The following is a 23,427-nucleotide window of genomic DNA, read 5'->3' on the forward strand; positions in this document are numbered from 1 at the left end:
GAAATATGTGTATATTCTCAAAAGAACAAATGATCAAAATGCTTCTTGTAAATATAGAAGAAGAAGCCTATAAGAGTGAGCAAGAGATAACAAATAGTTGGCTTAACGAGCAATTACAAAAATGTTTAAGTATGCCAAGTATTACGCAGGAAGATCTCAAGGTAATAGAAAAACGCTTCCGCCAGAAATTTAATGTTACTATTGGTGAGGCCATTATTCTTACTGGTAATGATATTGAAGATGATTGGTTAACAGAAAAAAGAAAAAAAGAAATAGATTGGTACTATTGGAATAGATATTCTAATTATGCAAAAAGTAAAGATTTACCGAGAAATATTTTAAAAAGAACTGATTCAGATACCGATGAAATTTTAGCTCTATTAGGTGATCCTAAATCTAAAACAGCTTTTCACATTAAAGGGATGGTAGTTGGAGATGTACAATCAGGAAAAACAAATAACTATACTGCATTAATCAATAAAGCAGCTGACATTGGATATAAATTAATTATTATTTTAACAGGAACGGTTGAAGATTTAAGAAGCCAAACACAGGAAAGATTGGATAAAGATTTTGTTGGCAGCGTATCAATAGCTGGTCGTGCAACAAGAGACAGGGAAACTAGATTTATTGGTGTAGGGCGGCTTTCGGAAAACCCGCGATTACCTTATTGTTTAACAGACCAACAAAATGACATAGAGAAAACTCCGCGCAATAGTATCGCAGGGATTAATGATCCGATTTTAGTTGTCACAAAAAAAAATACATATAAGCTAAATTACTTACTAAGATGGTTAAAATCAGAAATAAACGCAAAAAATGGTTATATAGAACAACCTATTTTAATTATAGATGATGAAGCCGATAATGCTTCTGTCAATACAGGTAATCCAGAAGAAGATCCTAAAACAATAAATCGATTAATTAGAGAAGTAATAAATACCGGACAAAAAGTTAGTTATGTGGCATACACTGCAACACCATTTGCGAATATTTTCATCGATCCTGACTCTGATGGTGATATCGCTGATACAGAAGATTTGTTTCCAAAAGATTTTATTGTGGCATTAAATGCTTCATCTTCTTATCATGGCGCTGCATATTTTTTTAATGAAGATCCTAGTAATCGTATTTGTAACATTATTGATGATGCAGAAAACTGTCTCCCTCTAGTTCATAAAACAGGTGTGTCTATTACATCTATACCAAAGTCTTTAATAAATGCTATTGGTGTTTTTTTATTAGCTTGTGCGGTTAAGGATCTTCGAAGAAAAAAACTTTTGATTACAAATAATGATTATGATTCTATGTTAATCAATATGTCTAGATTAACTGCGGTACAGTCTGATTTAGAACCATTCATTAAAAATTGCCTTGATGAATATTGGAATGCTATAACACTATATTCTAATCAAAATAATTGTGAACAGGTATCCAACACTATGGCAAAGCTTTATGCTTTATGGAATGAAAATTATGCAGGCACAATAAACGAATCTTGGAAAGAGGTTTGCCAAGCATTATCACCAATGGAAGAACCTAAAGTTATTACAATTCATAGTAAATCTGGAAACACACTGAAGTATGATCAGTATGGACCTAAAAAACAAATTATTATTGGCGGTTCGAAATTAAGTCGAGGATTGACATTAGAAGGATTAGTAGTTAGTTATTTTTACAGACGTTCAGTTATGTATGATAGCTTAATGCAAATGGGACGTTGGTACGGCTATAGAGAAGGTTATAAAGACTTACTAAAATTATGGTTAACTTCTGAATCGTTAGATTGGTATTTTCATATATTAGAAGCAACAGAAGATTTGCGAAGACAAATTGCTGAAATGAAGAAAAAGAAAATGACGCCTAGACAATTTGGATTAAGAGTTCGAGCTTCACCTGATGCATTAATGGTCACAGCTGTAAATAAAATGAAAACGTCTACTAGGATTGTTACTCGATTACGATTTGATGACAAATTACTTGAAACCGATTGTGTTGATTCTAGACAAGAAATCATTCAAAAAAATTTAGATGTTTTCTCTGATTTTATTCAACAAATAGCTGCTAAAGAAAGAAATCCAGAAGATATACCAGATAGTCAAAAACAACATTTACACTTTTTAAATATTTCTGCAGATATAGTTATAGGTTGTCTTGAAAAACTTACAAATCATCCTAGTTGTGGCTTTTGGGCTGATAATTCTCAGTTTATTCCTTTTTTACAAGTTTTAGCTGATAATGATGTTAAATTATGGGATGTCTTTGTTTTTCAACTGAAAAATTCTAGTGAGGAAAGAAACTGGATTGATAAGAATGGGAGAAAGTTTATTCAAGTAAACCGGACTGTTGTAGATATACCTAAAAATGTTAATAATAAAAATGAATTAAGATTAAATGCAAACAGTAGACTTACAGATAAAGGTATTGAAGCCTTAGGTCTTACTAAAGAAGAAATAGAAGAAATAAATAAAAAATTTAATGGAAAACTGCCTGCAGATAAAATATATAGAAGAAAACGAAATAAACCATCTATTATTTTTCATATAGTTAATGCTGTAAATAAAAATGATTTACATAAAAAGACAGTTTTAGGTTGGGTTATTTCAATCCCACCATCTAACCATGCCGGCTCAGAAGTTCCATGGGAGGTTACACGTGATTGGCTTGAAAGGTATGGAACTCAATTAACGGATGAATCAGAGATATGAGTCAGAGTAATATTCCTTGGTTTTCAATGATCACTCCAGTCAAAGGTATGTTAAGTACGTTGCGAGTAAAAAGCGACCAAAAAACACCTTGGTATTGGGTAAAATGTAGGGATGAGCAATTTGGTATTGCCATACAAATACCTTTACAAGATGCTCAATATATCCACTTAAATCATAATTATTATAGATTAAATATTCTTAAAATAAGAGGAGAAAATGACGATTGCTATTTGTGTATTGTAATAGGATCATCAGAATTATCTAAGGTTTTTTATCATTTATGTCTTGATCTTATTAGTTCATGTGAAGTTTCTATAAACTATATCGATACCATTAATATAGTAAAAAATAGAGTATTAGCATGGCAGCGGCTTTTTGAAAAAGAAAATAAGCTACTCACTCCCCAAGAGTGTATGGGATTGATTGCAGAACTTCAATTTTTAAAAGAGCATTGGATAAGTAAAATATCTCAAACAGGCGTTTATGGATGGAAAGGTCCTTTAGGTAAGAGTCAAGATTTCATAGATGAAAAATGTGAGTTAAGCGTTGAAATCAAAACTCGTGCATTTGATTCTAATATCATTAACATATCTTCTAGGCAACAACTGAATAGCCCTCATTCTTTATACTTAATTGTATATCCTTGTGCTATGAATACAGAACAAAATGGAATTACACTTAATGAATTCATAAAAGAAGTTAGGCAATTAATCTCTCCTCAAGAATATGCTATTTTTGATGAAAGATTATTAAATGTTGGTTATATTCAAAATGAAAATTATGATTCATTTTATTTTAATCTTGGTAAACCGAAAAGTTATGTTATCACGGAACAGTTTCCAAAACTTACTGATATAAACATTCCTATAGGTATAGGAAAGGTAAAATACGATATTGATCTGGATTCTGTTTCAGAGCACCTTTGTCCAATAGAGAAGCTACATATAAAAGGATGTTAAAATGAATGAACAGTTGACAGAATACTATACATCTTTAATAGAGCATATAAAAGTATCGTCAGATGTAGAATCTAGAATGATCGAATATGAATATCTTAGTTATATTCTAGAATTATTATCTGATGCTGGAGAATTTGATGATTACAATATTATCGAAGATGGAAGGGATGGGGCAGGTCGTTGGTTAATTGATGGCTACTCTTTTGATGAGAATAATTTTTCTTTATCCATATTCGGGACAATAATTTCATCAACACCGGAACAATCTTCTTTATCTAAAAGAGAAATTGAAGCTGTATTGAAAAAACTTCAAAATTTTCTTAAAAAACTTGCTACACCAGAAGTGCTTTATAATACTTTTGAACCATCGAGTAATTGCTATTATGCAGCTCAGTTTATTCAAAATAATTGGTCTAATATTGAGAATATAAGATTTATTATTTTGTCTAATAGACTTGCCTCGGATAGGATGAAAGAAGTAAAACTAGATAATTTTGATGATAAAGTTTGTTCTGTAAATTTATGGGATTTAAAAAGAACTTTTGAACTTGAATTTTCTCGTAAAGAACGAGAGGAAATGATTATTGATTTTAGTGACTCTCCTATTTCATGTCTCATTGCAAATCAAAAAAATGAGGAAGAAAAATCAATATTAGCAGTTTTACCTGGAGAGCAACTAGCTAAGCTATACCAACAATGGGGATCTCGTTTACTTGAGCAAAATGTTCGTAGTTTTTTACAACATAAAGGAAAAGTGAACAAAGGAATAAAAGCTACAATTCTGCATGAGCCCCTACATTTCTTTGCATATAATAATGGTCTAACAACAATAGCTAGTCAAGCAGTAATAAAAGAAACGCCAACAGGAACAGTAATAACGCAATTAAAAGACCTACAAATCGTAAACGGCGGTCAAACAACAGCATCATTATACAGCGCATTTATAAAAGACAAAGCTGATTTATCTAATGTTTCGGTTCAAATGAAATTAACTGTAATTTCAGATAATACGCAAAATCTAGTATCAAATATATCTCGTTATGCGAATTCTCAAAATAAAGTATCCGATGCAGATCTTTTTTCAAATCATCCTTTTCATATTCGACTTGAAGAGTTCTCTCGTAGATTGTGGGTTCCAGCTAAAACTGGTCAAAAAGGTCTAACCCATTGGTTTTATGAACGAGCAAGGGGACAATATTTAGATGCTCAATTATATATAAGTGGTTCGAAGAAAAAGCAATTTCAATTGGTAAATCCTCGTTCACAATTACTTACAAAAACAGACGTTGCAAAAATAATGAATAGCTGGAATTGTTTACCTTATGAAGTTAGTAAAGGGGCACAAAAAAATTTCGCTATATTTGCAGAGCTCATTAATAAACAATGGGAAGAAGATGACTCTATTTTTGGTGAACGGTATTATCGAAAATTAGTTTGTTATGCTTCAATTTTTAGAGCTTTAGAAAAGGCAATTATGCCTGAAGAATGGTATTCTGGGTTTAGGGCAAATATAGTTACATATGCAATTGCTAGATTATCTAGTGAGATAAATAAACATAACTTTGAATTGAATATTGATTTACTCTGGCGTTCATCTTCGGTTTCTACTTCAATTATTCAATTACTCTTACTTTTATCACAAAAAATTAATGAATTATTACAAGCAAATGATCGACCAATAGGAAATCCAAGCGAATATGCGAAGAGAGTTAATTTCTGGGATACAGTAAAAAAAATAAACTGTGATATAAACAACATTAAGAGTCTTTTAATTACAATAGAGGAAGTAAACTATTCAACTATTAAATCTCAGAAAACACAAAAAATAGAGACTGGAATTAGTTTACAAGAAAAAGTAATGAGAGTCTCTAAAGACGTATGGCAAAAGATCGAAGATATTTTGCATCAAGAAGATAAGGCTACCGTTTCGCAAATAAGTATACTAAGAATAGCAATGGATCATAAAAAAGCTCCTTCTGAAAAACAAGCAATAGTTCTAGAAAACCTTCTTAATCGTTACCAAGATAAAGTGGGAAAATTATAAGAATGAAACGAAATTATTATGTTTATGCATTAAAAGATCCTCGACAAAAACCGGCAAAAATTTTTTATGTTGGAAAAGGAACTGGAAGTAGATCTATTGAGCATATAAACAAACCTGATAATACTCGTAAAGGAAAATATATCAAAGAAATATTAAACGACGGATTTAATATTATTATTACAAAATTAGTTGATCATCTTACAGAAGAAGATGCATTACGTATTGAAATGGAACTAATCTCTTGTTTAGGTTCTATTGATAATAATGGTATTTTATACAATTCAATTACACCTCGTAGTATACCCTCTAAATTAAAACCTAATAATATATCACTACCAGAAGATGCAATAATCAAAGCGCAATTAGGACTGAAATTAATAAAAGAAGCTATCGTATCTTTTATTAATGAAAACCCTCAAGGAATTACAAATTCAAATTGCGCTCATTACCTTGGACTACAATCAGATAACGAAGGCCGTCAACAAGACTATCTAAGTTACAGTATATTAGGTTTACTTATCAACGACGGAACAATTAAGAGTAAGAAAATTAATAATCGGCGAATATATATTAAGAATAAATAGTAACATTTTTACTCATTAAGTAAATTGAATACAATTTCAGCTATTTGTTTTGATAAATATGGAGGAACCGCATTTCCTACTTGAACATATTGCTGTGTTCTATTTCCCTCAAAATAATAGTTATCTGGAAAGGTTTGCAATCGTGCGGCCTCTCGAACAGTTAAACTGCGACATTGAGTGGGATCATAATGAATGAAATAATGCCCATCTTTCGAAATATGACTAGTAATAGTTGTTGAAAACTTATTCGCAGACTGAACTCGAAAACGATCTGCATGCTTTCCGGTTGACCAATTGGCATGTTGGGGAGCTAATTCAGCGGGAAAATCCCGAGACTTTGGCGAAATGCCATCATAGAGCATAGAGTAAATTGCACAAAAAGCGTATCGAAGAAGATCTGTTTCGATATGACCTCTTGTTTCATGATTTAATACCACGTTTAATTCTTTATCTTCTATCCAATTTCTTAAAAAATTTGGCATTAAAATATCTTTTGTTCCATTGTTGTTAGAACAATGTCGTTTCAATTCGTTAGACAAATTTAGATTCAATTTAGAAAAAGCCTCGGCTTTGCCCTGTTTCTCAAAATATTGGCTAAGCTGTTTTAAATAATTGGATACTACCATTATCCATCTTTCATCTGTATCTTGATGTTTAGATAAACCACTCCTTAAACGAGGAAGATCGCTGATTAAATTTTTAACTGAATTATTTTGATTTTTTGTTTTGACTAATATATTTGGAATCTTCTTAATATCATCTCTAACACCAAGCAATATGACCCGATGCCTTGCTTGAGGTATTCCGTATTCTTCCGCTCTAATTAAAAAATCAGAATGGTTTTGATAGTCTGGATTTTCAGGCGATATTGAATTTACAACTAATGAATAAATTTTATATCCTCTCATATTTGAAGTTCCTGTAGCAATATTTGGCTGCTTCAGGTCATCTAAAATCTGAGGAAATATCAATTTATTATTAACTTTTGCGGATAAAATACCTCTAACATTTTCCATTACAAATACTTCTGGTTTTGCAATAGATAAAACCTCTAAATATTCTTTATATAAAAAATGTCGGTGATCTTCTTCAGCTTTATATTCTTTATTACCCGCATTACGAGAACGGCCAGCTAGTGAATAAGCTTGACATGGTGGACCACCAATTACTATTTTAAATCCGTTATGAGATTCAACTAATTCTTTAATTCTCTTGTGAATAATTGCATTATCTTCTCCTAGAGTTTTAGGGGAGTATAAAGTCTCCTCTTGAGCCAACATAGCTTCTTTCGAATATTTTTTAAATAAATCTTCTCTAGTTATTTTTCCTTTCACATATCTATAATAATCTTGCCTTGCTAGATTGTTCGAAACGAGTTTTCTGAATAACGCTCTTGTTGTGAGTGTTTTATGGGCAGCAGGATCTTTCTCAACAGAGATACCTATTTTAAACGCTGATTTTCCGTCTTTTGTATTACAGGCGCTAAATCCCTCACCTAAACCACCGGGACCTGCAAATAGATCAATAACTAAAATTTCTTGATGCATTTTTAATATTTCTAGTGATATATTTAGGAAGCTATGATATCAAGTTGAATTTGTGGAGCAATAAATTATTTTCTTAGTTAATACTTATACAATAGAAATAAGTAATAATGGAATCTTTATCACAGCGAAGAAATTATAAAAAAGCATTAGTTGTTAAATTTATAAACATAAAGTTGAATTTTTTAATTCAAACGTTATGAATTATTTTTAATATTAACATAAGAATTTTAATGAAAAATTTAGTTTTTAGCTTTTAATAACTCCCAAGGTAAATCACGTCGATTATTTACAGGTTTTAATTGACCTTCATTCCTCAATGATTGAGCTGCCCATCGTACATCATATTGCCACGTATAGAGCATATCACCAGCATTTTTTAGCTCAGATTCATAATGTTCCCAAATATATTTACTTACTTCTCTTGGCCATCCTTTTCCACCTAAATTCTGTAAGGCTTCAATAATCCAATCTTTCATTATTTCTCTATTCAAAATAAACTCCTATGCAAATTATTTTCAATGATATTGTTCTTAATCCCTAAACACTTCTCTAACATGCCATTCAATAAATCTGTCATGTAAATAATCGCTTTTCATTCGAGGTAGTAAGATGTTTTTGCCGTCGAAATCCCAAAAGAGTTTTTCAACTATGTGGTTTCCATTTACCCCACTTGATACTTTGATTTTTAGATTACAATCAAGCCCGATAGCGCCCATATCGAAAGCGGAATGATGTAATGAACAAAGTGCTAAACCATTATTTACAATGCATGGTCCGCCATGTTGTTTCCATTTTACGTGAGCAGCTTCAAGGCCGATTGATACTGAGTCATGCCTTAAATCGTAACCGCAGATGGCACATTGATAGTTGTATGCACGTAATACGATTTGTCTGAATTTAGGATCTCGGTATTTATTGGATTCCATTAGATTGAAGTCAAATCGATTAATTAAGTTTTCTTGCACACTTTCAGTAAAATGCTGACTTAAAATTTGTCCTGCTAATTGATCAATAATGGTAGGGTTTGTTTTTATCAGTTTATACGTTTGTTCATCAAAGCCACCGAGTACTTGGTGTAAAGCAAGGGTTTTACTGGTTGGTTCTTTACTTGGCAAAATTGGATTAGTGCAGTTTTCAAAATTAATGAGTTGCCAAAAACCGTCATTTTTCAAACGCCAAAAAGGCATATTGGGATAATAGTATTTACGTTGAGGACCAAACCGAGCGAGTAAATCATGTAAAGGTTCTTCAATTTCTTTTTTATAATCAAATAAGCGAGCATGACCTTGCTTATATTGTGCTAACACATAAAGTAACAATAAAGGTTTATGTGGAGCTCGATGATCGCCTTTTTTCCAGATGGTGATATCGGTAATTTTTTGTTGTAATTGTTTAATATCCATTAATACTCAAAATAAACGTAATAAGTAGAAAAATATTACAAATATTGTATTGTTTTTGTGATCTGCCTCACAAAATTCTGAGTTAGTATGTAAAAATGAATCAATATTTGATAGTTAGATCTAAAAATTATTTTTATCCATTACAAACCTAAACCAATTTATGAATATGCGTAAATCGCATAATGGTATGTAAAATTGATATTTCCTTATTTGTCGATAATCGTTTTTAATTAAGCTTAATAAAAACTAGATAGGTAAGGAAACATTATGGTCTTGATCCCTCCTCACGCCAGTGACCAGTTACAACCACTTCTTGTTAAAGACGATGATCGATTGGCATTACAGCATTATGCAAAAAATCTTCCTGCAATTACGCTATCAAGTCGTGAAACTGGGGATTTAGTGATGTTAGGAATTGGTGGTTTTACGCCACTGTATGGTTTTATGCGGGAAGAAGATTGGCGCAGTGTTTGCGATAATATGCATTTAGCAAATGGTGTTTTTTGGCCAATTCCTATCACCGTATCCGTGACCGATGCTCAAGCTGATACCTTAAAATTGGGTGATGATATTGCCCTTAAAACACCCGATGGGCAGATAATTGGTATTTTAAATGTTGATAGTATTTATCGACCTGATAAACAATTTGAAGCGATGCAGGTGTTTACAACAACCGATCAAAGTCATCCTGGCGTTGCGATGCTTATGGCTCAGCCACCTGTTAATTTAGGTGGTAAAGTGCGTGTTTTCCATGATAATGGTTTTAAAACTCAATTTGGTCAATATGCATTAACACCACAAGAGACACGAGAACGTTTTAATCAATTAGGTTGGCATAAAATCGCGGCTTTTCAAACTCGTAACCCGATGCATCGTTCGCATGAATATTTAGTCAAAACAGTATTAGAGCTTTTTGATGGGGTACTTATCCACTCTCTATTTGGTAATTTGAAAGCAGGTGATGTACCGGCAAATATTCGTCTTAAAGCTATTAATACGCTAATTTATAACTACTTTGTGCCTGATTCTGTTGTTCATTCTGGGTATCCTTTAGATATGCGTTACGCGGGCCCCAAAGAAGCGTTACTGCATGCCCTTTTTAGACAAAACTATGGTTGTAGCCATCTTATTGTCGGTCGCGATCATGCCGGTGTCGGTAATTATTATTCGCCGTTTGCGGCACAAGATATTTTTACCCAATTACGGGATGAAGATTTACTCATTAAACCAATCAAAATTGACTGGACATTCTATTGCCATAAATGTGCAGGTATGGCATCAAGCAAAACTTGCCCACATGACAGTGATGATCGTGTTCTTATTTCAGGTACTGAGGTAAGGCGGCGTTTGCAAACAAAAGAACCCATACCTGAAACATTTAGCCGACCTGAAGTTGTTGCTGAATTATATCAATGGGCAAACCAGTAATACGCAAAATAAATAATTACTCATCGATAAGTTGATAAGGGAGAAAACCATGCTAGATTTATCCAAAGTTAACCAGAAATTACAAAACCAGTCACCGTTAACCATTATTGAGTGGGCATTAAAGAAGCAACAAGATATTCCAGTCAAAAGTATTATTAGTACCCATTTTGGACCATATGAAGCAGTGCTTCTTCATCTTGTTACCCAAGTTGATCCAAATATTCAGGTTGTTTGGGTTGATAATGGTTATGCAACAAATGCAACCTATCGTGTTGCCAATAAAATTACAAAGCAACTTAATCTTAATCTACATATTTTTGTACCACAACGAACGACCGCTTATTTAAATGTGCGATACGGTGGATTACCTGAATTAGATACGCCAGAGCATACCGAGTTTACCCAAATTGTCAAAATTGAGCCGTTTAATCGTGCTTTAGCCACACTCAAACCAACGCTATGGTTTACTGCGCTACGTCGTGAACAATCTGCGTTAAGACAGGAGTTAAATATTGTGACAAAAGCGGGAGATAATTTATTTAAGATTGCCCCTCTCCTCGACTGGACAAGTCAAGATATGCAGAACTATATCGAAAAACTTAATTTACCTAATGAGATGGATTATGTCGATCCAACTAAAGGACCGCAAGGTAGAGAGTGTGGCTTACATAAAATAACCTTTTGATTTTAGAAATAGATACACATTGGACTTTGCTGATAATCGTTGAGTAAAACAATATTATTAGGATTTAACAGAACATTTTAAGGTTGCTAGGTACTGGCAATTTACCGATAGCGCAAAAGCTATCAAATAAGGGAATCACATGAGCACACAACATTTTCCTTTTAATTGTGATGAATTAAAAAAAATTATTGAAAAGTCCAGTGATAAACAGCTCGCTTGGTTGTCTGGATATTTATGGGGACTTGCAGAAAAAAGTTCAAATGAACAAGCATTACCGAATATCACAACTACCACCGACGTAACGCAAGCTGAGCAAGCGAAAAAAGTTACGATTTTATCAGCATCACAAACAGGTAATGCTCGTCGAGTAGCAAATGAGTTAACTCAAGATATTGAGCGTTTAGGTATTGAAGTGACACATCTGCCTGCTGGCGAATACAAAGCCAAAAAATTGAGTCAGGAAGAAATTTTAATCTTAATTACCTCAACACAAGGTGAGGGCGAACCACCAGAAGAAGCATTACCACTCTATAAATACCTTTTTGCTGGCAAAGCCCCTAAATTGGCAAATCTACAATTTGCGGTAATGGGTTTAGGTGACTCTTCTTATCCAAAATTTTGTCAAGCTGCTAAAGATTTTGATCAACGATTAGCTGAATTAGATGCTCAGCGTATGTTATTACGCGTTGATGCTGATACAAATTTTCAAACTGTAAGTACCAATTGGCGACAAGCTGTAATTGATAAACTTAGCAGTCTACAACAATCGACTTCAATATCATCAACAGAAAATAATACTTCAAGCAGTGTCGTTGTTAACAGTAGCCTTTATCACCGCGATAATCCCTTTATTGCACCCGTTAATGTGAATCAAAAAATTACTTCTCGCGATTCGGATCGCGATATCCGTCATATTGAATTTGACCTTACCGGTTCTGATATTAACTATCAACCGGGCGATGCGTTAGGAGTTTGGTATCAAAATAGCGATGAGCTTGTCGATGAAATTCTTAATATTACCCAGCTTACCGGTGATGAGCAGGTCGAACACAATGGTCAACAAATTACTTTAAAAACAGCTCTGATTGAGCATGTTGAATTGACTCAAAATACACCCGTCATTATTGAGAAATATGCCCAAGCAATTCAAAATCCTGAACTGCTTACCTTAAGCAAAGACAGAGAAGCTTTGATAGAAATGAGTCAAACATTACCACTGGTTGATATGCTTAATCGTTATCAAAGCAATCTTACCGCACAAACATTAGTTGCATTGCTTCGACCTCTTACACCTCGTTTTTACTCCATTGCATCAGCGCAAGATGAAGTTGGAGACGAAGTTCATCTTACCGTAAATGTGGTGCGTTATCAGATCGAAAATAAAACCCGTACTGGCGGTGCATCAAACTTTTTAGCCAATCAAATTGCTGACCAAGATCAGGTCAAAATTTTTGTTGAACATAATGATAACTTTAGATTACCTAATGATACCAATACGCCAATCATCATGATTGCTGCCGGTACTGGCATTGCACCATTTAGAGCTTTTTTACAACAACGTAGTGCTCAATGTGCTACGGGTAAAAATTGGTTATTTTTTGGCAATCCACATTTTATTTCTGATTTTCTGTATCAAGTGGAGTGGCAAAATTATGTTAAAGAAGGTCTGTTAACGAATATCGATCTTGCGTGGTCACGAGATCAAGCGGAGAAAATATATGTACAAGATAAATTAATTGCTCAAGGCAGTGAGATTTGGCAATGGTTGCAACAAGGTGCCTATATCTATGTTTGTGGGGATGCGAAGCGCATGGCAAAAGCGGTTGATTTAGCATTACAACAAATTCTGATGACTCAAGCTCAATACAGTCAAGAGCAGGCCATCAACTATTTAGATGAGTTAAGAAGTCAAAAACGCTATCAACGAGATGTTTATTAATACATAACCGACATAACAACTAATTTTAATTTATTGAGTGATGTAATATGAGCAATGATAAACCTAAAACAGTTACCCTAACTCAAGTGGTAAATTTAACACCTCCGCAAAATGATGTCTCAGATCTACCATTATCAGATTCTGAACGATTTAAACGAGAGAGTAATTATTTACGAGGCACCATCGCTGACGATCTGAATAATGGTTTAACCGGTGGCTTTAATAGTGATAATTCTCAGCTCATCCGTTTACATGGCATGTATCAGCAAGATGATAGAGATATTCGTAAGGAACGCCAAGAACAAAAACTTGAGCCATTGATCAACATGATGCTACGATGCCGACTACCAGGTGGCATTATCACCCCCAAACAGTGGTTAACGATTGATAAATTTGCCACCGAGGCAACAAAGTATGGCAGTATTCGGCTGACTACCCGACAAACATTTCAGTTTCATGGTCTGTTTAAACGCAGTCTTAAATCAGCTCATCAGCTATTACATAATATAGGACTTGATTCGATTGCCACCGCTGGCGATGTTAATCGTAATGTCTTATGTACTTCAAATCCAGTAGAATCAAAAGTTCATCAACAAGCTTACTACTGGGCAAGCAAAATTTCAGAACATCTTTTACCAAAAACCCATGCTTATATTGAAATCTGGTTAGATGGTGAAAAACTACCTACACCCGACAGTGAACCCATTTTAAGTTCAACTTATTTACCCCGTAAATTCAAAACCACGGTGGTTATTCCACCTATTAATGATGTTGATGTTCATGCCAATGATCTTAGTTTTGTCGCTATCGCCGAAAAAGGTGAATTAATCGGTTTTAATGTGTTAGTTGGCGGTGGTTTGGCAATGACTCATGGAGATAAAACAACCTATCCTCGCAAAGCAGATGATTTTGGTTTTATCCCAGTAGAAAAAGTGCTGACTTTTGCTGAAGCGGTCGTTACCACACAGCGCGATTGGGGTAATCGTCATAATCGCAAAAATGCCAAAACGAAGTATACACTTGAGCGAGTCGGTGTGGAAAACTTTAAAAAAGAGGTAGAGCTACGCGCAGGCAGTACCTTTTTGACCAGTAAACCTTATAAATTCACTCAAAGGGGGGATCAATTTGGTTGGTATAAAGGTATTGATGATAACTGGCATTTAACGCTATTTATCGAAAATGGACGATTGCTTGATTATCCAAACAAACCATTAAAAACGGGCGTTGCTGAAATCGCTAAAATTCATCAAGGTGATTTGCGCATTACCGCTAATCAAAATCTGATTATTGCTAATGTTCCAGAACAACAAAAAGAAGTCATTGAAAAAATTGCCAGAGAGTATGGATTGTTTGACGATACAGTCACATTACAACGTAAATATTCCATGGCATGTGTTTCTTACCCAACTTGTCCTCTTGCTATGGCCGAAGCCGAACGTTTTTTACCGACGTTTGTCACTCAAATCGAGCAGATGTTAACTCAGCATCACTTATCTGAAGATTATATTATTTTACGAGTGACAGGTTGTCCTAATGGGTGTGCAAGAGCGATGTTGGCCGAAGTAGGCATGGTGGGTAAGGCGCCCGGTCGCTATAATTTATATCTTGGTGGTAATCGAGAAGGGACACGAATTCCACGTTTATATAAAGAAAACGTGAGTGTTGATGAAATTTTATTAGCGCTTGAACCATTAATTGAAGCTTGGTCAATTCATCGCAATAAAGACGAAGGTTTTGGCGATTTTGTTATCCGTCATGAAATTGTCAAACCAGTAATAAATTCAGCAATTGATTTTTATCAGGTCGTTAATTAAAGATCATATACAGGTTTGTAGAACCTTATGACGTGCTTATTTGCTGATAAAAAACATATATAGCAATAAGGCATATGGTTATTACTTAATCATATTTGTCTTTTTTATATGTTCTTTTATACTTAAGTGAGTTATTAAACTATCTAATTTTATTAATAAAATTAATAATAAACATAATTAATAAATTAGATAACCTGCCTATAACCAGTTTGATAATAGTGTTTATGCTGGATGGCGATCCGTTGTTTTAAATAATTCACTTTTTAGTACATGTTATTAATTATATACAGCAAATTATTTTAAATTAATGCAATACAATTATATCGATGGGAATAAAGTAATTTTTTCTTGGAAGATCGCTATCATGAACATACAACAATTAAGAATTATTCGAGAAGCAGCGCGTTGTAATTATAATTTAACCGAAGTAGCAAATACTTTATATACCTCCCAATCTGGAGTAAGTCGACATATTAAAGAGTTAGAAGAAGAACTCAATATTGATCTTTTTATCCGCCAAGGAAAACGCCTAATTAACATGACTGAACCAGGATTAGAACTGGTTGTGATTGCAGAACGTATTTTAAATGAAATTAATAATATACACCGTTTATCGACCATTTTTTCAAATGCGGATGAAGGATCTTTAGTAATCGCAACAACCCATTCACAGACTCGTTATATCCTCCCTAACATTATAAAATCATTTAGAGTACTTTTTCCGAAAGTCCATATTATTATCAATCAAGGCTCATCAAGTGAGATTATTGCCCAGCTTCTTTCTGGCGAGGCAGATATAGGTATTGATAATGAAAGAGTTGATAACAGCTCTCTTGCTACCTACCCTTTTTATCGTTGGCATTACTCGATTGTGACACCGAAAGATCATCCTTTAACCAAAGCCGACAAAGTAACATTAGATATGTTGCAACCCTTACCCATAATTACTTATCGACAAGGGATCTTTCCCCGCAAAAGCATCGATAAAGCATTTTCAGCGATAGGATTGGCACCTAATATATCATTGAACGTCCAAGAACCTGATGTTATAAAAACTTACGTTGAATTAGGTTTAGGAATTGGTATTTTAGGCAATAAAATGTATAACCCTGAATATGATGTAAACTTGGTTCAACTTGATGCAAAACATCTGTTTGAATCACATGTTACTTGGCTTGGCTTAAAACGTCATAAATTACAACGTAATTATATTTGGCGTTTTATTCAATTATGCAATCAAGAGCTTTCATTGGAAGATATTAAAAATCATGCTCTATTTGATCAGACTCATTCCAAAATGCCTGATTATCAAATTTAATTTATATGAATAAAACGATACGCATTAAATCATAAACTCAAACAATTCATCTTGTACAAAGATATTTACAAGTATCGGTTGCCAATAGATATTATCGCCCAATTCAACTTGCTGTTGTTCATATTGACGATAACTTACCGAAACATCAATATGCTTTGGTTGTCCTACTACCGCAATTTCTAAAAAAACCGTTGGCCCAGCAGTATGGATACGTACAACTTGCCCTTGGATATCATTCTTTCTGGCTGTTTTAGCAATACTGATTTCATGAGGTCGAACATAAGCGATAGCAGACTGATCAGCCCAGTTACCTTGCTCTTTCATATCTTTTCGGAAATCACCAATAATTAAGGTATTATTTTCAATGTAGCCATGTAACAAATTGACGTCCCCTAAAAAATGTGCAACAAATGCTGTTTTTGGTTGTTTATAGACTTCTGCTGGTGTGCCTATTTGCTCTATTTGACCTTGATTCATTAAAATTATTTTATCGGCAACTTCTAGCGCCTCTTCTTGATCATGCGTAACAAAGATACTAGTGACATTCAGTTCATGATGAAAATCACGCAACCAGCGTCTTAAATCTTTACGAACTTTAGCATCTAAGGCGCTAAAAGGTTCATCAAGCAACAAAACATTAGGTTTTGATGCCAAAGCTCGTGCTAAAGCAACTCGCTGTCGTTGTCCTCCAGATAGTTGGTCAGGATAACGTTTAGCAAAATTTTCCAGCTGAACTAATCCAAGTAACTGATTAACCCGCCCATCAATCGCGGTTTTGCTCAGTCGTATTGATCTTGGTTTCATTTTCAATCCAAATGCCACATTTTCTGCTACATTCATATGGCGAAAAAGTGCATAATTTTGAAACACAAATCCAATATCTCGCTGTTTAGCGCTCAGCTGTGTTACATCAGTATCGGCAAAATAAATTTTGCCTGAGCTGGCTGTTTCTAAACCCGCTATAATGCGTAGTAATGTGGTTTTGCCACACCCTGAAGGGCCTAAGAGTGCAACTAATTCGCCTTGTTTTATACTAAAGTTAATATTTTTTAAGGCATCGAAGTTTTTAAAACTTTTATTAATATTCTGTAGTGAAATACCCATAGCTACCCCTTAGTGACTTATATAAAGTTCATTAACTAAGCGTCGTTCAATCCATTGACGAATCAATAGTAATGTAAGCGACATAATTAATAGCAAAATCGCAACACTAAATGCGGCAACAATATTGTATTCATTGTATAAAATCTCTACATGTAAGGGTAACGTATTGGTGTAACCACGAATATGTCCAGAAACAACGGATACCGCGCCAAACTCACCGAGTGAGCGAGCAGTGCAAAGAACAACACCATGCATCAATGCCCATTTGATATTTGGTAATGTGATATGGAAAAAAATTTGCCAACCATTTGCGCCAAGAACACTGGCGGCCTCTTCTTCATGGGCTCCTTGCGCCATCATTATTGGAATCAATTCCCTTGCGACAAAAGGAACTGAAACAAAAATGGTTGCTAAGATAATACCGGGAATGGCATAAATTATTTGGATATTCCATGCCTGTAAAAAGGGATAAAATGCACTTTGTGCACCAAATAGCAATACATAGATTAAACCCGCAACAATAGGAGAGATAGAGAACGGTAAATCAATAAAGGTCATTAATATCTGTTTACCTTTAAACTGGTATTTAGTGATAACCCAAGCAGCACACACACCGAATATGACATTTAAAGGCACCGCCACACCAACAGCAATAAGTGTCAATTTAAAAGCTGCTAAGGTATCTGATTCTGTGATCACCTGCCAAAAAGCCGTTATCCCATTGGCAAGACCCTGTGCCAATACTACCAAGAGCGGTAAAAATAACAAAATTAAAAACAATAATATCGCTAATAGTATTAAGAATAACTGTACACTGGTCAGTGCTTGTTTTTTATCGGTTATTGGGTTTGTTGGCAATATCGGCATAAATTTACCTATAGTCAGTTATTTTTATTAATATTACGGTTAAGTCTTCGCTGTAATGTGTTCATTAAAAATAATAGTATAAAAGCGATCAATAACATGGTTATACCTATGGCTGCAGCAGCATCATAAGCATATTGATCAAGCTTCGAGACAATCAATAATGGTAAGATTTCTGTTTTAAATGGAATATTTCCAGCAATAAAAACGACTGAACCATACTCACCAATAGCACGAGCAAAAGCGAGCGTAAATCCAGTTAACCAAGCAGGTAAAATAGCGGGTAAAATAATATGCATAAAAATTTGCCTCGGTGATGCGCCAAGCAGACTGGCTACCTCTTCCTGTTCACGTGGCAAGTCAGCTATTACAGGTTGTAAAGTGCGGACAACAAACGGCAGCGTGACAAATAAGAGTGCTAAGGTAATACCAATTGGCGTATAAGCGATTTTAAAACCAAACCAATAGCCAATAGGGCCGTTTTGAGCATAAATTGCCGTTAAAGCAATACCCGCTACTGCAGTTGGCAAAGCAAATGGGATATCAATACAGATATCCATTATTTTGCGTCCTGAAAAACGATAACGCACCAGTACCCAAGCTAACAATAAACCAATAAAACTGTTTAAACCCGCACTTATCAATGCGGTACTTAATGAAAGCATTAGCGCTAATAAAAATTGTTTACTGATTAATAACTTTTCCCATTCATGAAAAGATAATTTAGTTGAATAGATAAACAAGCCTAATAGCGGAATAAGAACAATCAAACTAAGAAAGGTTAAAGTATAACCTAACGTTAAGTTAAATCCGGGTATATTGCGTTGTTGTTTAAAGCTTGCCACTTTCATAACTTATACCTTTAGAACTTATACTTTTAGAATTTGCACCTTTATAAGTTAGGGTTAAGAGATAGCAACACATAACCATAATAAGCAATGTTTAGTTTATCTCAGCATAAATTGCATCAAAGATTGCACCATCACTAAAAAAGGCTTTTTGTACTTTCTGCCAACCACCAAAAAAATCATTAACGGTTACTAATTTAATTTCAGGAAACTGCTTTGCATATTGCTTAAGGATTTCAGGATTTACTGGTCGGTAAAAATGCTGAGCAATAATATGTTGTGCAGGTTCACTATATAAGTACTCTAAATAGGCTTGCGCTTGCTTACGTGTGCCTTTGCTGTCTACTACTTTATCCACTAAGGCGACGGTTGGCTCAGCTAAAATGGATAATGACGGCATGATGATTTCTAACTGATCACCACCTTGCTCTTTTAACGCTAAATAAGCTTCATTTTCCCAAGCAATCAATACATCACCTAAACCTCGCTGCACAAAACTAATGGTTGCCCCTCTAGCGCCAGTGTCTAATACCGGTACATGTTGATATAATTTGGTTACAAATGTTCGAGCTTGTTCATCATTACCGTAAGTACTTTGAGCATAAGCCCAAGCAGCTAAAAAATTCCAACGCGCCCCGCCTGACGTTTTGGGATTGGGTGTTATTACTTCAATATCATCTTTAATTAAATCACTCCAATCATGAATCTGTTTTGGGTTACCTTTGCGGACTAGAAATACAATCGTTGAATTATAAGGCGCACTATTATTTGGCAATCGACTTTGCCATTCAGGTGATATATTAGTCTGATAACGATTTAACGCATCAATATCACTCGCTAAAGCAAGCGTCACAACGTCTGCTTGCAAACCATCAATCACTGAACGCGCTTGCTTACCAGAGCCTCCGTGCGAATTTTTTATAGTCAGCGTTTCACCTGTCTGCTGTTGCCAGTACTCAATAAAGGTCTGATTATAGGTTTTATAAAACTCACGAGTTGGATCATAAGAGACATTAAGTAATTCAACACTATAGGCTTGCCTCATAAAAGTACATATTGCGAATAAAATTAAGCTAATACTTAACCAATATTGTTTGCGAACGATAGGTAATTTTTTCACTTGATACCTCATACTATTAAAGACATTAGCTTTTTTTGATAGGAATACCAAGATTAGACCAAATTATCGAAAGATGCGAAAACGATTATTTTGCATTAGGTTATAACAAAAATAGATATACTAAGTAGAAGGATTAAAATTTAGAGTGAGTCTTATTCAAGATCATATAATATGTGGATTTTATGGATGAGTGGTTTTATCTTTGCATTACATCAATAATTTATTTTAATAAAAGAAACCACGGATGGAATTTACTGACAGCTAAAAATTAGTTGTGTTTGTTTTTTTTAACATTTTAAGTACGAATGGTAGTTTTAATACAGAAAGCCCATTAAAATGTAATCCCCCCCAACGATGGCATAACCTCTTTTATCCTCAGTTATTTTAATAGCTTTATTTATATGTTTCTTTTTTTGAACTATACAAAATAATGTCATAACTATTAATTTTATTTTAAAAAATTATATTAAAATGTGATCGATATCGCTTAAGATCAGGCTCAATACCACCATATTTTGTTTTTGGTAATAAAGCATTATTACCATCTAAATCGCAATACAGTCAGTCAATTATTTGATTACTATTTTCTCCATTTAAAGTAATGTTTATACCCCAATTTAAATTCTGCCATTATTTGTCCAATTTGATATCAATATTATTTTTTCCTAGGGTTGTTCGTAAGGGAAAGATTTGCCGACTAAATCATACTCCTGCTCTATTTTGGCAAGCTCTTCAAGTGATTCAGCTCGTGAGGCTTTATCAATACCCTCTGGCCAGTTAAACTCAGGCGCAAAGCAGTTAAATAATCGACCCAGCCAAAAACGGCCCCCGATTTTGCCTTTATAATTCATTCCCTCCATACCATTCATATAACACAATAACCAGCGCCATTCGCTTTTATGGACGTAATTGGCATTATCCCATAAACTAAAGTAATCTATCAGGGTATCGGTTTGTCGGTCGATCACTGCCGCAAAAATCTCCTGCTGCAAAAAAAAGCCGTTACGCGTTACCATTCCTTCAATTGATTGCCAGTCATAGACTTTTATAACAGGTTTATAAAGCTTTCTTATCTCCCTTAAAGGAAAATAATAAAGTCGTTTACTTAACATTGGCTCGTACACATAGACTTTGCCGGTTTTACGGTTAAAACGTACCGGGTAATCGGCTGGCCAAATAATAACTTTTGCTAATATTACCAAAACGAAGATTGGTTAAGTCATCGTCTTTATCTACTGGTTTAAATTTTGCTAAGTCTTTAGGATAATGTTTATACCCCAATTTAAATTCTGCCATTATTTGTCCACTTTGATATCAATATTATTTTTTCCTAGGGTTGTTCGTAAGGGAAAGATTTGCCGACTAAGTCATACTCCTGCTCTATTTTGGCAAGCTCTTCAAGGGATTCTGCCCGTGAGGCTTTATCAATACCCTCTGGCCAGTTAAATTCAGGCGCAAAGCAGTTAAATAATCGCCCCAGCCAAAAGCGCCCCCTGATTTTGCCTTTGTAATTCATCCCTTCCATACCATTCATATAACACAATAACCAGCGCCATTCGCTTTTATGGACATAGTTGGCGTTATCCCATAAACTAAAGTAATCTATTAGGGTATCGGTTTGTCGGTCGATCACTGCCGCAAAAATCTCCTGCTGCAAAAAAAAGCCGTTACGCGTTACCATTCCGTCAATTGATTGCCAGTCATAGACTTTTATAACAGGTTTATAAAGCTTTCTTATCTCCCTTAAGGGAAAATAATAAAGTCGTTTACTTAGCATTGGTTCATATACATAGACTTTACCGGTTTTACGGTTAAAACGTACCGGGTAGTCGGTAGGCCAAATAATAACTTTTGCTAATTGCATTAGAAATAAAAATAATGCAAGTAAAGAAAAGATAATCACACCCAAAGAAAAGGCTACATCACTATATATAGAATAAGGATTAATATCGAGAAAAAGCTGTATTCCAGCATAAAGAGCGAAAATAAATCCCCCACATCCAGTTAGTTTTACAATCATCTCTAACGTACGAGCAAATTGGCTACTGGTACGCCCTATTTCAATAAAGGTATTATTGCCAAAACGAAGATTGGTTAAGTCATCGTCTTTATCTATTGGTTTAAATTTTGCTAAGTCTTTAGGATAATGTTTATACCCCAATTTAAATTCTGCCATTATTTGTCCACTTTGATATCAATATTATTTTTCCTAGGGTTGTTCATAAGGGAAAGATTTGCCGACTAAGTCATACTCCTGCTCTATTTTGGCAAGCTCTTCAAGGGATTCAGCTCGTGAGGCTTTATCAATACCCTCTGGCCAGTTAAATTCAGGCGCAAAGTAGTTAAATAATCGACCCAGCCAAAAGCGCCCCCTGATTTTGCCTTTATAATTCATCCCCTCCATACCATTCATATAACACAGTAACCAGCGCCATTCGCTTTTATCGATATAATTGGCGTTATCCCATAAGCTAAAGTAATCCATCAAGGTATCGGTTTGTCGGTCGATCACTGCCGCAAAAATCTCCTGCTGCAAAAAAAAGCCGTTACGCGTTACCATTCCGTCAATTGATTGCCAGTCATAGACTTTTATAACAGGTTTATAAAGCTTTCTTATTTCCCTTAAGGGAAAATAATAAAGTCGTTTACTTAACATTGGCTCGTACACATAAACTTTGCCGGTTTTACGGTTAAAACGTACCGGGTAGTCGGCTGGCCAAATAATAACTTTTGCTAATTGTATTAGACATAAAAATAATGCAAGCAAAGAAACAATAATTAATCCTAAAGAAATGGCTAAATCGCTATATATAGAATAAGGACTAATATTGAGAAAAAACCATATTCCAGCATAAAGGGCATAAAGAAACGCCACACATCCAGTTAACCTTCCAATCATATATAGAGTACGATCAAATTGGTTACTGGTGCGGCCTATTTCAATAAATGTATCATTGCCAAAACGAAGATTGGTTAAGTCATCGTCTTTATCTACTGGTTTAAATTTTGCTAAGTCTTTAGGATAATGTTTATACCCCAATTTAAATTCTGCCATTATTTGT

The 23,427-nt window shown here is 34.4% G+C and carries 20 protein-coding genes; 9 read left to right on the forward strand and 11 right to left on the reverse strand.

Translation table 11 applies throughout. From position 1 onward, the window contains the following. The first annotated feature begins 5 nt into the window (after positions 1-5). The 4 genes from A9G17_RS06570 to A9G17_RS06585 are packed head-to-tail and all read left to right on the forward strand — an operon-like array spanning position 6 to position 6,295. Positions 6-2,708 (forward strand): Z1 domain-containing protein, encoded by a 2,703-nt coding sequence (locus A9G17_RS06570; protein WP_065738031.1) that lies wholly within the window; start codon positions 6-8, stop codon positions 2,706-2,708. Further along, entirely contained in the window at positions 2,705-3,667 is a 963-nt protein-coding gene (locus tag A9G17_RS06575; protein WP_065738032.1) for a PD-(D/E)XK motif protein, read from the forward strand. Before A9G17_RS06570 ends, A9G17_RS06575 begins: the two co-directional genes overlap by 4 nt. A 1-nt stretch (position 3,668) precedes the next feature. Beyond that, entirely contained in the window at positions 3,669-5,711 is a 2,043-nt protein-coding gene (locus A9G17_RS06580) for an AIPR family protein (RefSeq protein ID WP_065738033.1), read from the forward strand. A gap of 2 nt (positions 5,712-5,713) precedes the next feature. Then, positions 5,714-6,295: a GIY-YIG nuclease family protein gene (locus tag A9G17_RS06585; protein WP_065738034.1), complete on the forward strand. Its 582-nt coding sequence runs from the start codon at positions 5,714-5,716 to the stop codon at positions 6,293-6,295. Between the two features lie 8 nt (positions 6,296-6,303). Here A9G17_RS06585 and A9G17_RS06590 read toward each other — a convergent pair whose 3' ends face one another. From A9G17_RS06590 to A9G17_RS06600, 3 genes are all read right to left on the reverse strand, one after another. After that, entirely contained in the window at positions 6,304-7,842 is a 1,539-nt protein-coding gene (locus A9G17_RS06590; RefSeq protein ID WP_065738035.1) for a DNA cytosine methyltransferase, read from the reverse strand. 239 nt (positions 7,843-8,081) lie between these two features. Then, positions 8,082-8,333 (reverse strand): hypothetical protein, encoded by a 252-nt coding sequence (locus tag A9G17_RS06595; protein WP_218059708.1) that lies wholly within the window; start codon positions 8,331-8,333, stop codon positions 8,082-8,084. 39 nt (positions 8,334-8,372) lie between these two features. Next, positions 8,373-9,245, reverse strand: a complete 873-nt coding sequence (locus A9G17_RS06600; protein ID WP_065738037.1) for a phosphorothioated DNA-binding restriction endonuclease — start codon at positions 9,243-9,245, stop codon at positions 8,373-8,375. A 267-nt stretch (positions 9,246-9,512) separates the two neighbouring features. Between A9G17_RS06600 and sat the strand changes: the two genes are divergently transcribed. The 5 genes from sat to A9G17_RS06625 all read left to right on the forward strand — a co-directional run bounded on the left by sat (position 9,513) and on the right by A9G17_RS06625 (position 16,429). Continuing rightward, positions 9,513-10,673, forward strand: coding sequence for a sulfate adenylyltransferase (gene sat, locus A9G17_RS06605; RefSeq protein ID WP_065738038.1), 1,161 nt, complete (start codon positions 9,513-9,515; stop codon positions 10,671-10,673). Between the two features lie 49 nt (positions 10,674-10,722). After that, on the forward strand, positions 10,723-11,358 hold the full coding sequence (locus A9G17_RS06610; RefSeq protein ID WP_065738039.1) for a phosphoadenosine phosphosulfate reductase domain-containing protein: 636 nt from the start codon (positions 10,723-10,725) through the stop codon (positions 11,356-11,358). Positions 11,359-11,497: 139 nt separating this feature from the next. Then, positions 11,498-13,297: an assimilatory sulfite reductase (NADPH) flavoprotein subunit gene (locus A9G17_RS06615; RefSeq protein ID WP_065738040.1), complete on the forward strand. Its 1,800-nt coding sequence runs from the start codon at positions 11,498-11,500 to the stop codon at positions 13,295-13,297. 47 nt (positions 13,298-13,344) lie between these two features. After that, the gene (gene cysI / locus A9G17_RS06620; RefSeq protein ID WP_081301703.1) at positions 13,345-15,111 is read left to right on the forward strand and encodes an assimilatory sulfite reductase (NADPH) hemoprotein subunit; all 1,767 of its coding nucleotides are present in this window, start codon (positions 13,345-13,347) and stop codon (positions 15,109-15,111) included. Positions 15,112-15,475: 364 nt separating this feature from the next. Then, positions 15,476-16,429, forward strand: coding sequence for a LysR substrate-binding domain-containing protein (locus tag A9G17_RS06625; RefSeq protein ID WP_065738041.1), 954 nt, complete (start codon positions 15,476-15,478; stop codon positions 16,427-16,429). A 24-nt stretch (positions 16,430-16,453) separates the two neighbouring features. Here A9G17_RS06625 and A9G17_RS06630 read toward each other — a convergent pair whose 3' ends face one another. The 8 genes from A9G17_RS06630 to A9G17_RS06660 form a co-directional block, all read right to left on the reverse strand. Further along, a complete protein-coding gene (locus A9G17_RS06630) occupies positions 16,454-17,533 on the reverse strand; it encodes a sulfate/molybdate ABC transporter ATP-binding protein (protein ID WP_065738042.1) in 1,080 nt (359 codons plus the stop codon). Between the two features lie 9 nt (positions 17,534-17,542). Next, complete coding sequence (cysW, locus tag A9G17_RS06635; RefSeq protein WP_065738043.1) at positions 17,543-18,400, reverse strand: sulfate ABC transporter permease subunit CysW; 858 nt, start codon at positions 18,398-18,400, stop codon at positions 17,543-17,545. Between the two features lie 14 nt (positions 18,401-18,414). Next, on the reverse strand, positions 18,415-19,248 hold the full coding sequence (cysT, locus tag A9G17_RS06640) for a sulfate ABC transporter permease subunit CysT (RefSeq protein WP_065738044.1): 834 nt from the start codon (positions 19,246-19,248) through the stop codon (positions 18,415-18,417). A 91-nt stretch (positions 19,249-19,339) separates the two neighbouring features. Next, a complete protein-coding gene (locus A9G17_RS06645; RefSeq protein ID WP_065738045.1) occupies positions 19,340-20,377 on the reverse strand; it encodes a sulfate ABC transporter substrate-binding protein in 1,038 nt (345 codons plus the stop codon). 653 nt (positions 20,378-21,030) lie between these two features. Beyond that, positions 21,031-21,567, reverse strand: coding sequence for a DUF6708 domain-containing protein (locus A9G17_RS06650; RefSeq protein WP_335340551.1), 537 nt, complete (start codon positions 21,565-21,567; stop codon positions 21,031-21,033). Beyond that, on the reverse strand, positions 21,512-21,661 hold the full coding sequence (locus A9G17_RS13065; protein WP_176714259.1) for a hypothetical protein: 150 nt from the start codon (positions 21,659-21,661) through the stop codon (positions 21,512-21,514). The genes A9G17_RS06650 and A9G17_RS13065 overlap by 56 nt, the downstream gene beginning before the upstream one ends. 34 nt (positions 21,662-21,695) lie before the next feature. Next, a complete protein-coding gene (locus A9G17_RS06655) occupies positions 21,696-22,541 on the reverse strand; it encodes a DUF6708 domain-containing protein (RefSeq protein WP_065738047.1) in 846 nt (281 codons plus the stop codon). Positions 22,542-22,574: 33 nt separating this feature from the next. Then, on the reverse strand, positions 22,575-23,420 hold the full coding sequence (locus tag A9G17_RS06660; RefSeq protein ID WP_065738048.1) for a DUF6708 domain-containing protein: 846 nt from the start codon (positions 23,418-23,420) through the stop codon (positions 22,575-22,577). Positions 23,421-23,427: the final 7 nt, after the last annotated feature.

Source organism: Gilliamella sp. wkB7 (assembly GCF_001693435.1).
Classification (GTDB): Bacteria; Pseudomonadota; Gammaproteobacteria; order Enterobacterales; family Orbaceae; genus Gilliamella; species Gilliamella apicola_N.

Coding starts and splice junctions, on each gene's coding strand:
- A9G17_RS06580 (WP_065738033.1), top strand. CDS start 3,669: ATGAATGAACAGTTGACAGAATACTATACATCTTTAATAGAGCATATA.
- A9G17_RS06660 (WP_065738048.1), bottom strand. CDS start 23,420: ATGGCAGAATTTAAATTGGGGTATAAACATTATCCTAAAGACTTAGCA.
- cysW (WP_065738043.1), bottom strand. CDS start 18,400: ATGCCGATATTGCCAACAAACCCAATAACCGATAAAAAACAAGCACTG.
- A9G17_RS06575 (WP_065738032.1), top strand. CDS start 2,705: ATGAGTCAGAGTAATATTCCTTGGTTTTCAATGATCACTCCAGTCAAA.
- A9G17_RS06610 (WP_065738039.1), top strand. CDS start 10,723: ATGCTAGATTTATCCAAAGTTAACCAGAAATTACAAAACCAGTCACCG.
- A9G17_RS06615 (WP_065738040.1), top strand. CDS start 11,498: ATGAGCACACAACATTTTCCTTTTAATTGTGATGAATTAAAAAAAATT.
- A9G17_RS06600 (WP_065738037.1), bottom strand. CDS start 9,245: ATGGATATTAAACAATTACAACAAAAAATTACCGATATCACCATCTGG.
- A9G17_RS06590 (WP_065738035.1), bottom strand. CDS start 7,842: ATGCATCAAGAAATTTTAGTTATTGATCTATTTGCAGGTCCCGGTGGT.
- A9G17_RS13065 (WP_176714259.1), bottom strand. CDS start 21,661: ATGGCAGAATTTAAATTGGGGTATAAACATTATCCTAAAGACTTAGCA.
- sat (WP_065738038.1), top strand. CDS start 9,513: ATGGTCTTGATCCCTCCTCACGCCAGTGACCAGTTACAACCACTTCTT.
- A9G17_RS06645 (WP_065738045.1), bottom strand. CDS start 20,377: ATGAGGTATCAAGTGAAAAAATTACCTATCGTTCGCAAACAATATTGG.
- A9G17_RS06655 (WP_065738047.1), bottom strand. CDS start 22,541: ATGGCAGAATTTAAATTGGGGTATAAACATTATCCTAAAGACTTAGCA.
- A9G17_RS06630 (WP_065738042.1), bottom strand. CDS start 17,533: ATGGGTATTTCACTACAGAATATTAATAAAAGTTTTAAAAACTTCGAT.
- cysI (WP_081301703.1), top strand. CDS start 13,345: ATGAGCAATGATAAACCTAAAACAGTTACCCTAACTCAAGTGGTAAAT.
- A9G17_RS06585 (WP_065738034.1), top strand. CDS start 5,714: ATGAAACGAAATTATTATGTTTATGCATTAAAAGATCCTCGACAAAAA.
- cysT (WP_065738044.1), bottom strand. CDS start 19,248: ATGAAAGTGGCAAGCTTTAAACAACAACGCAATATACCCGGATTTAAC.
- A9G17_RS06570 (WP_065738031.1), top strand. CDS start 6: ATGTGTATATTCTCAAAAGAACAAATGATCAAAATGCTTCTTGTAAAT.
- A9G17_RS06625 (WP_065738041.1), top strand. CDS start 15,476: ATGAACATACAACAATTAAGAATTATTCGAGAAGCAGCGCGTTGTAAT.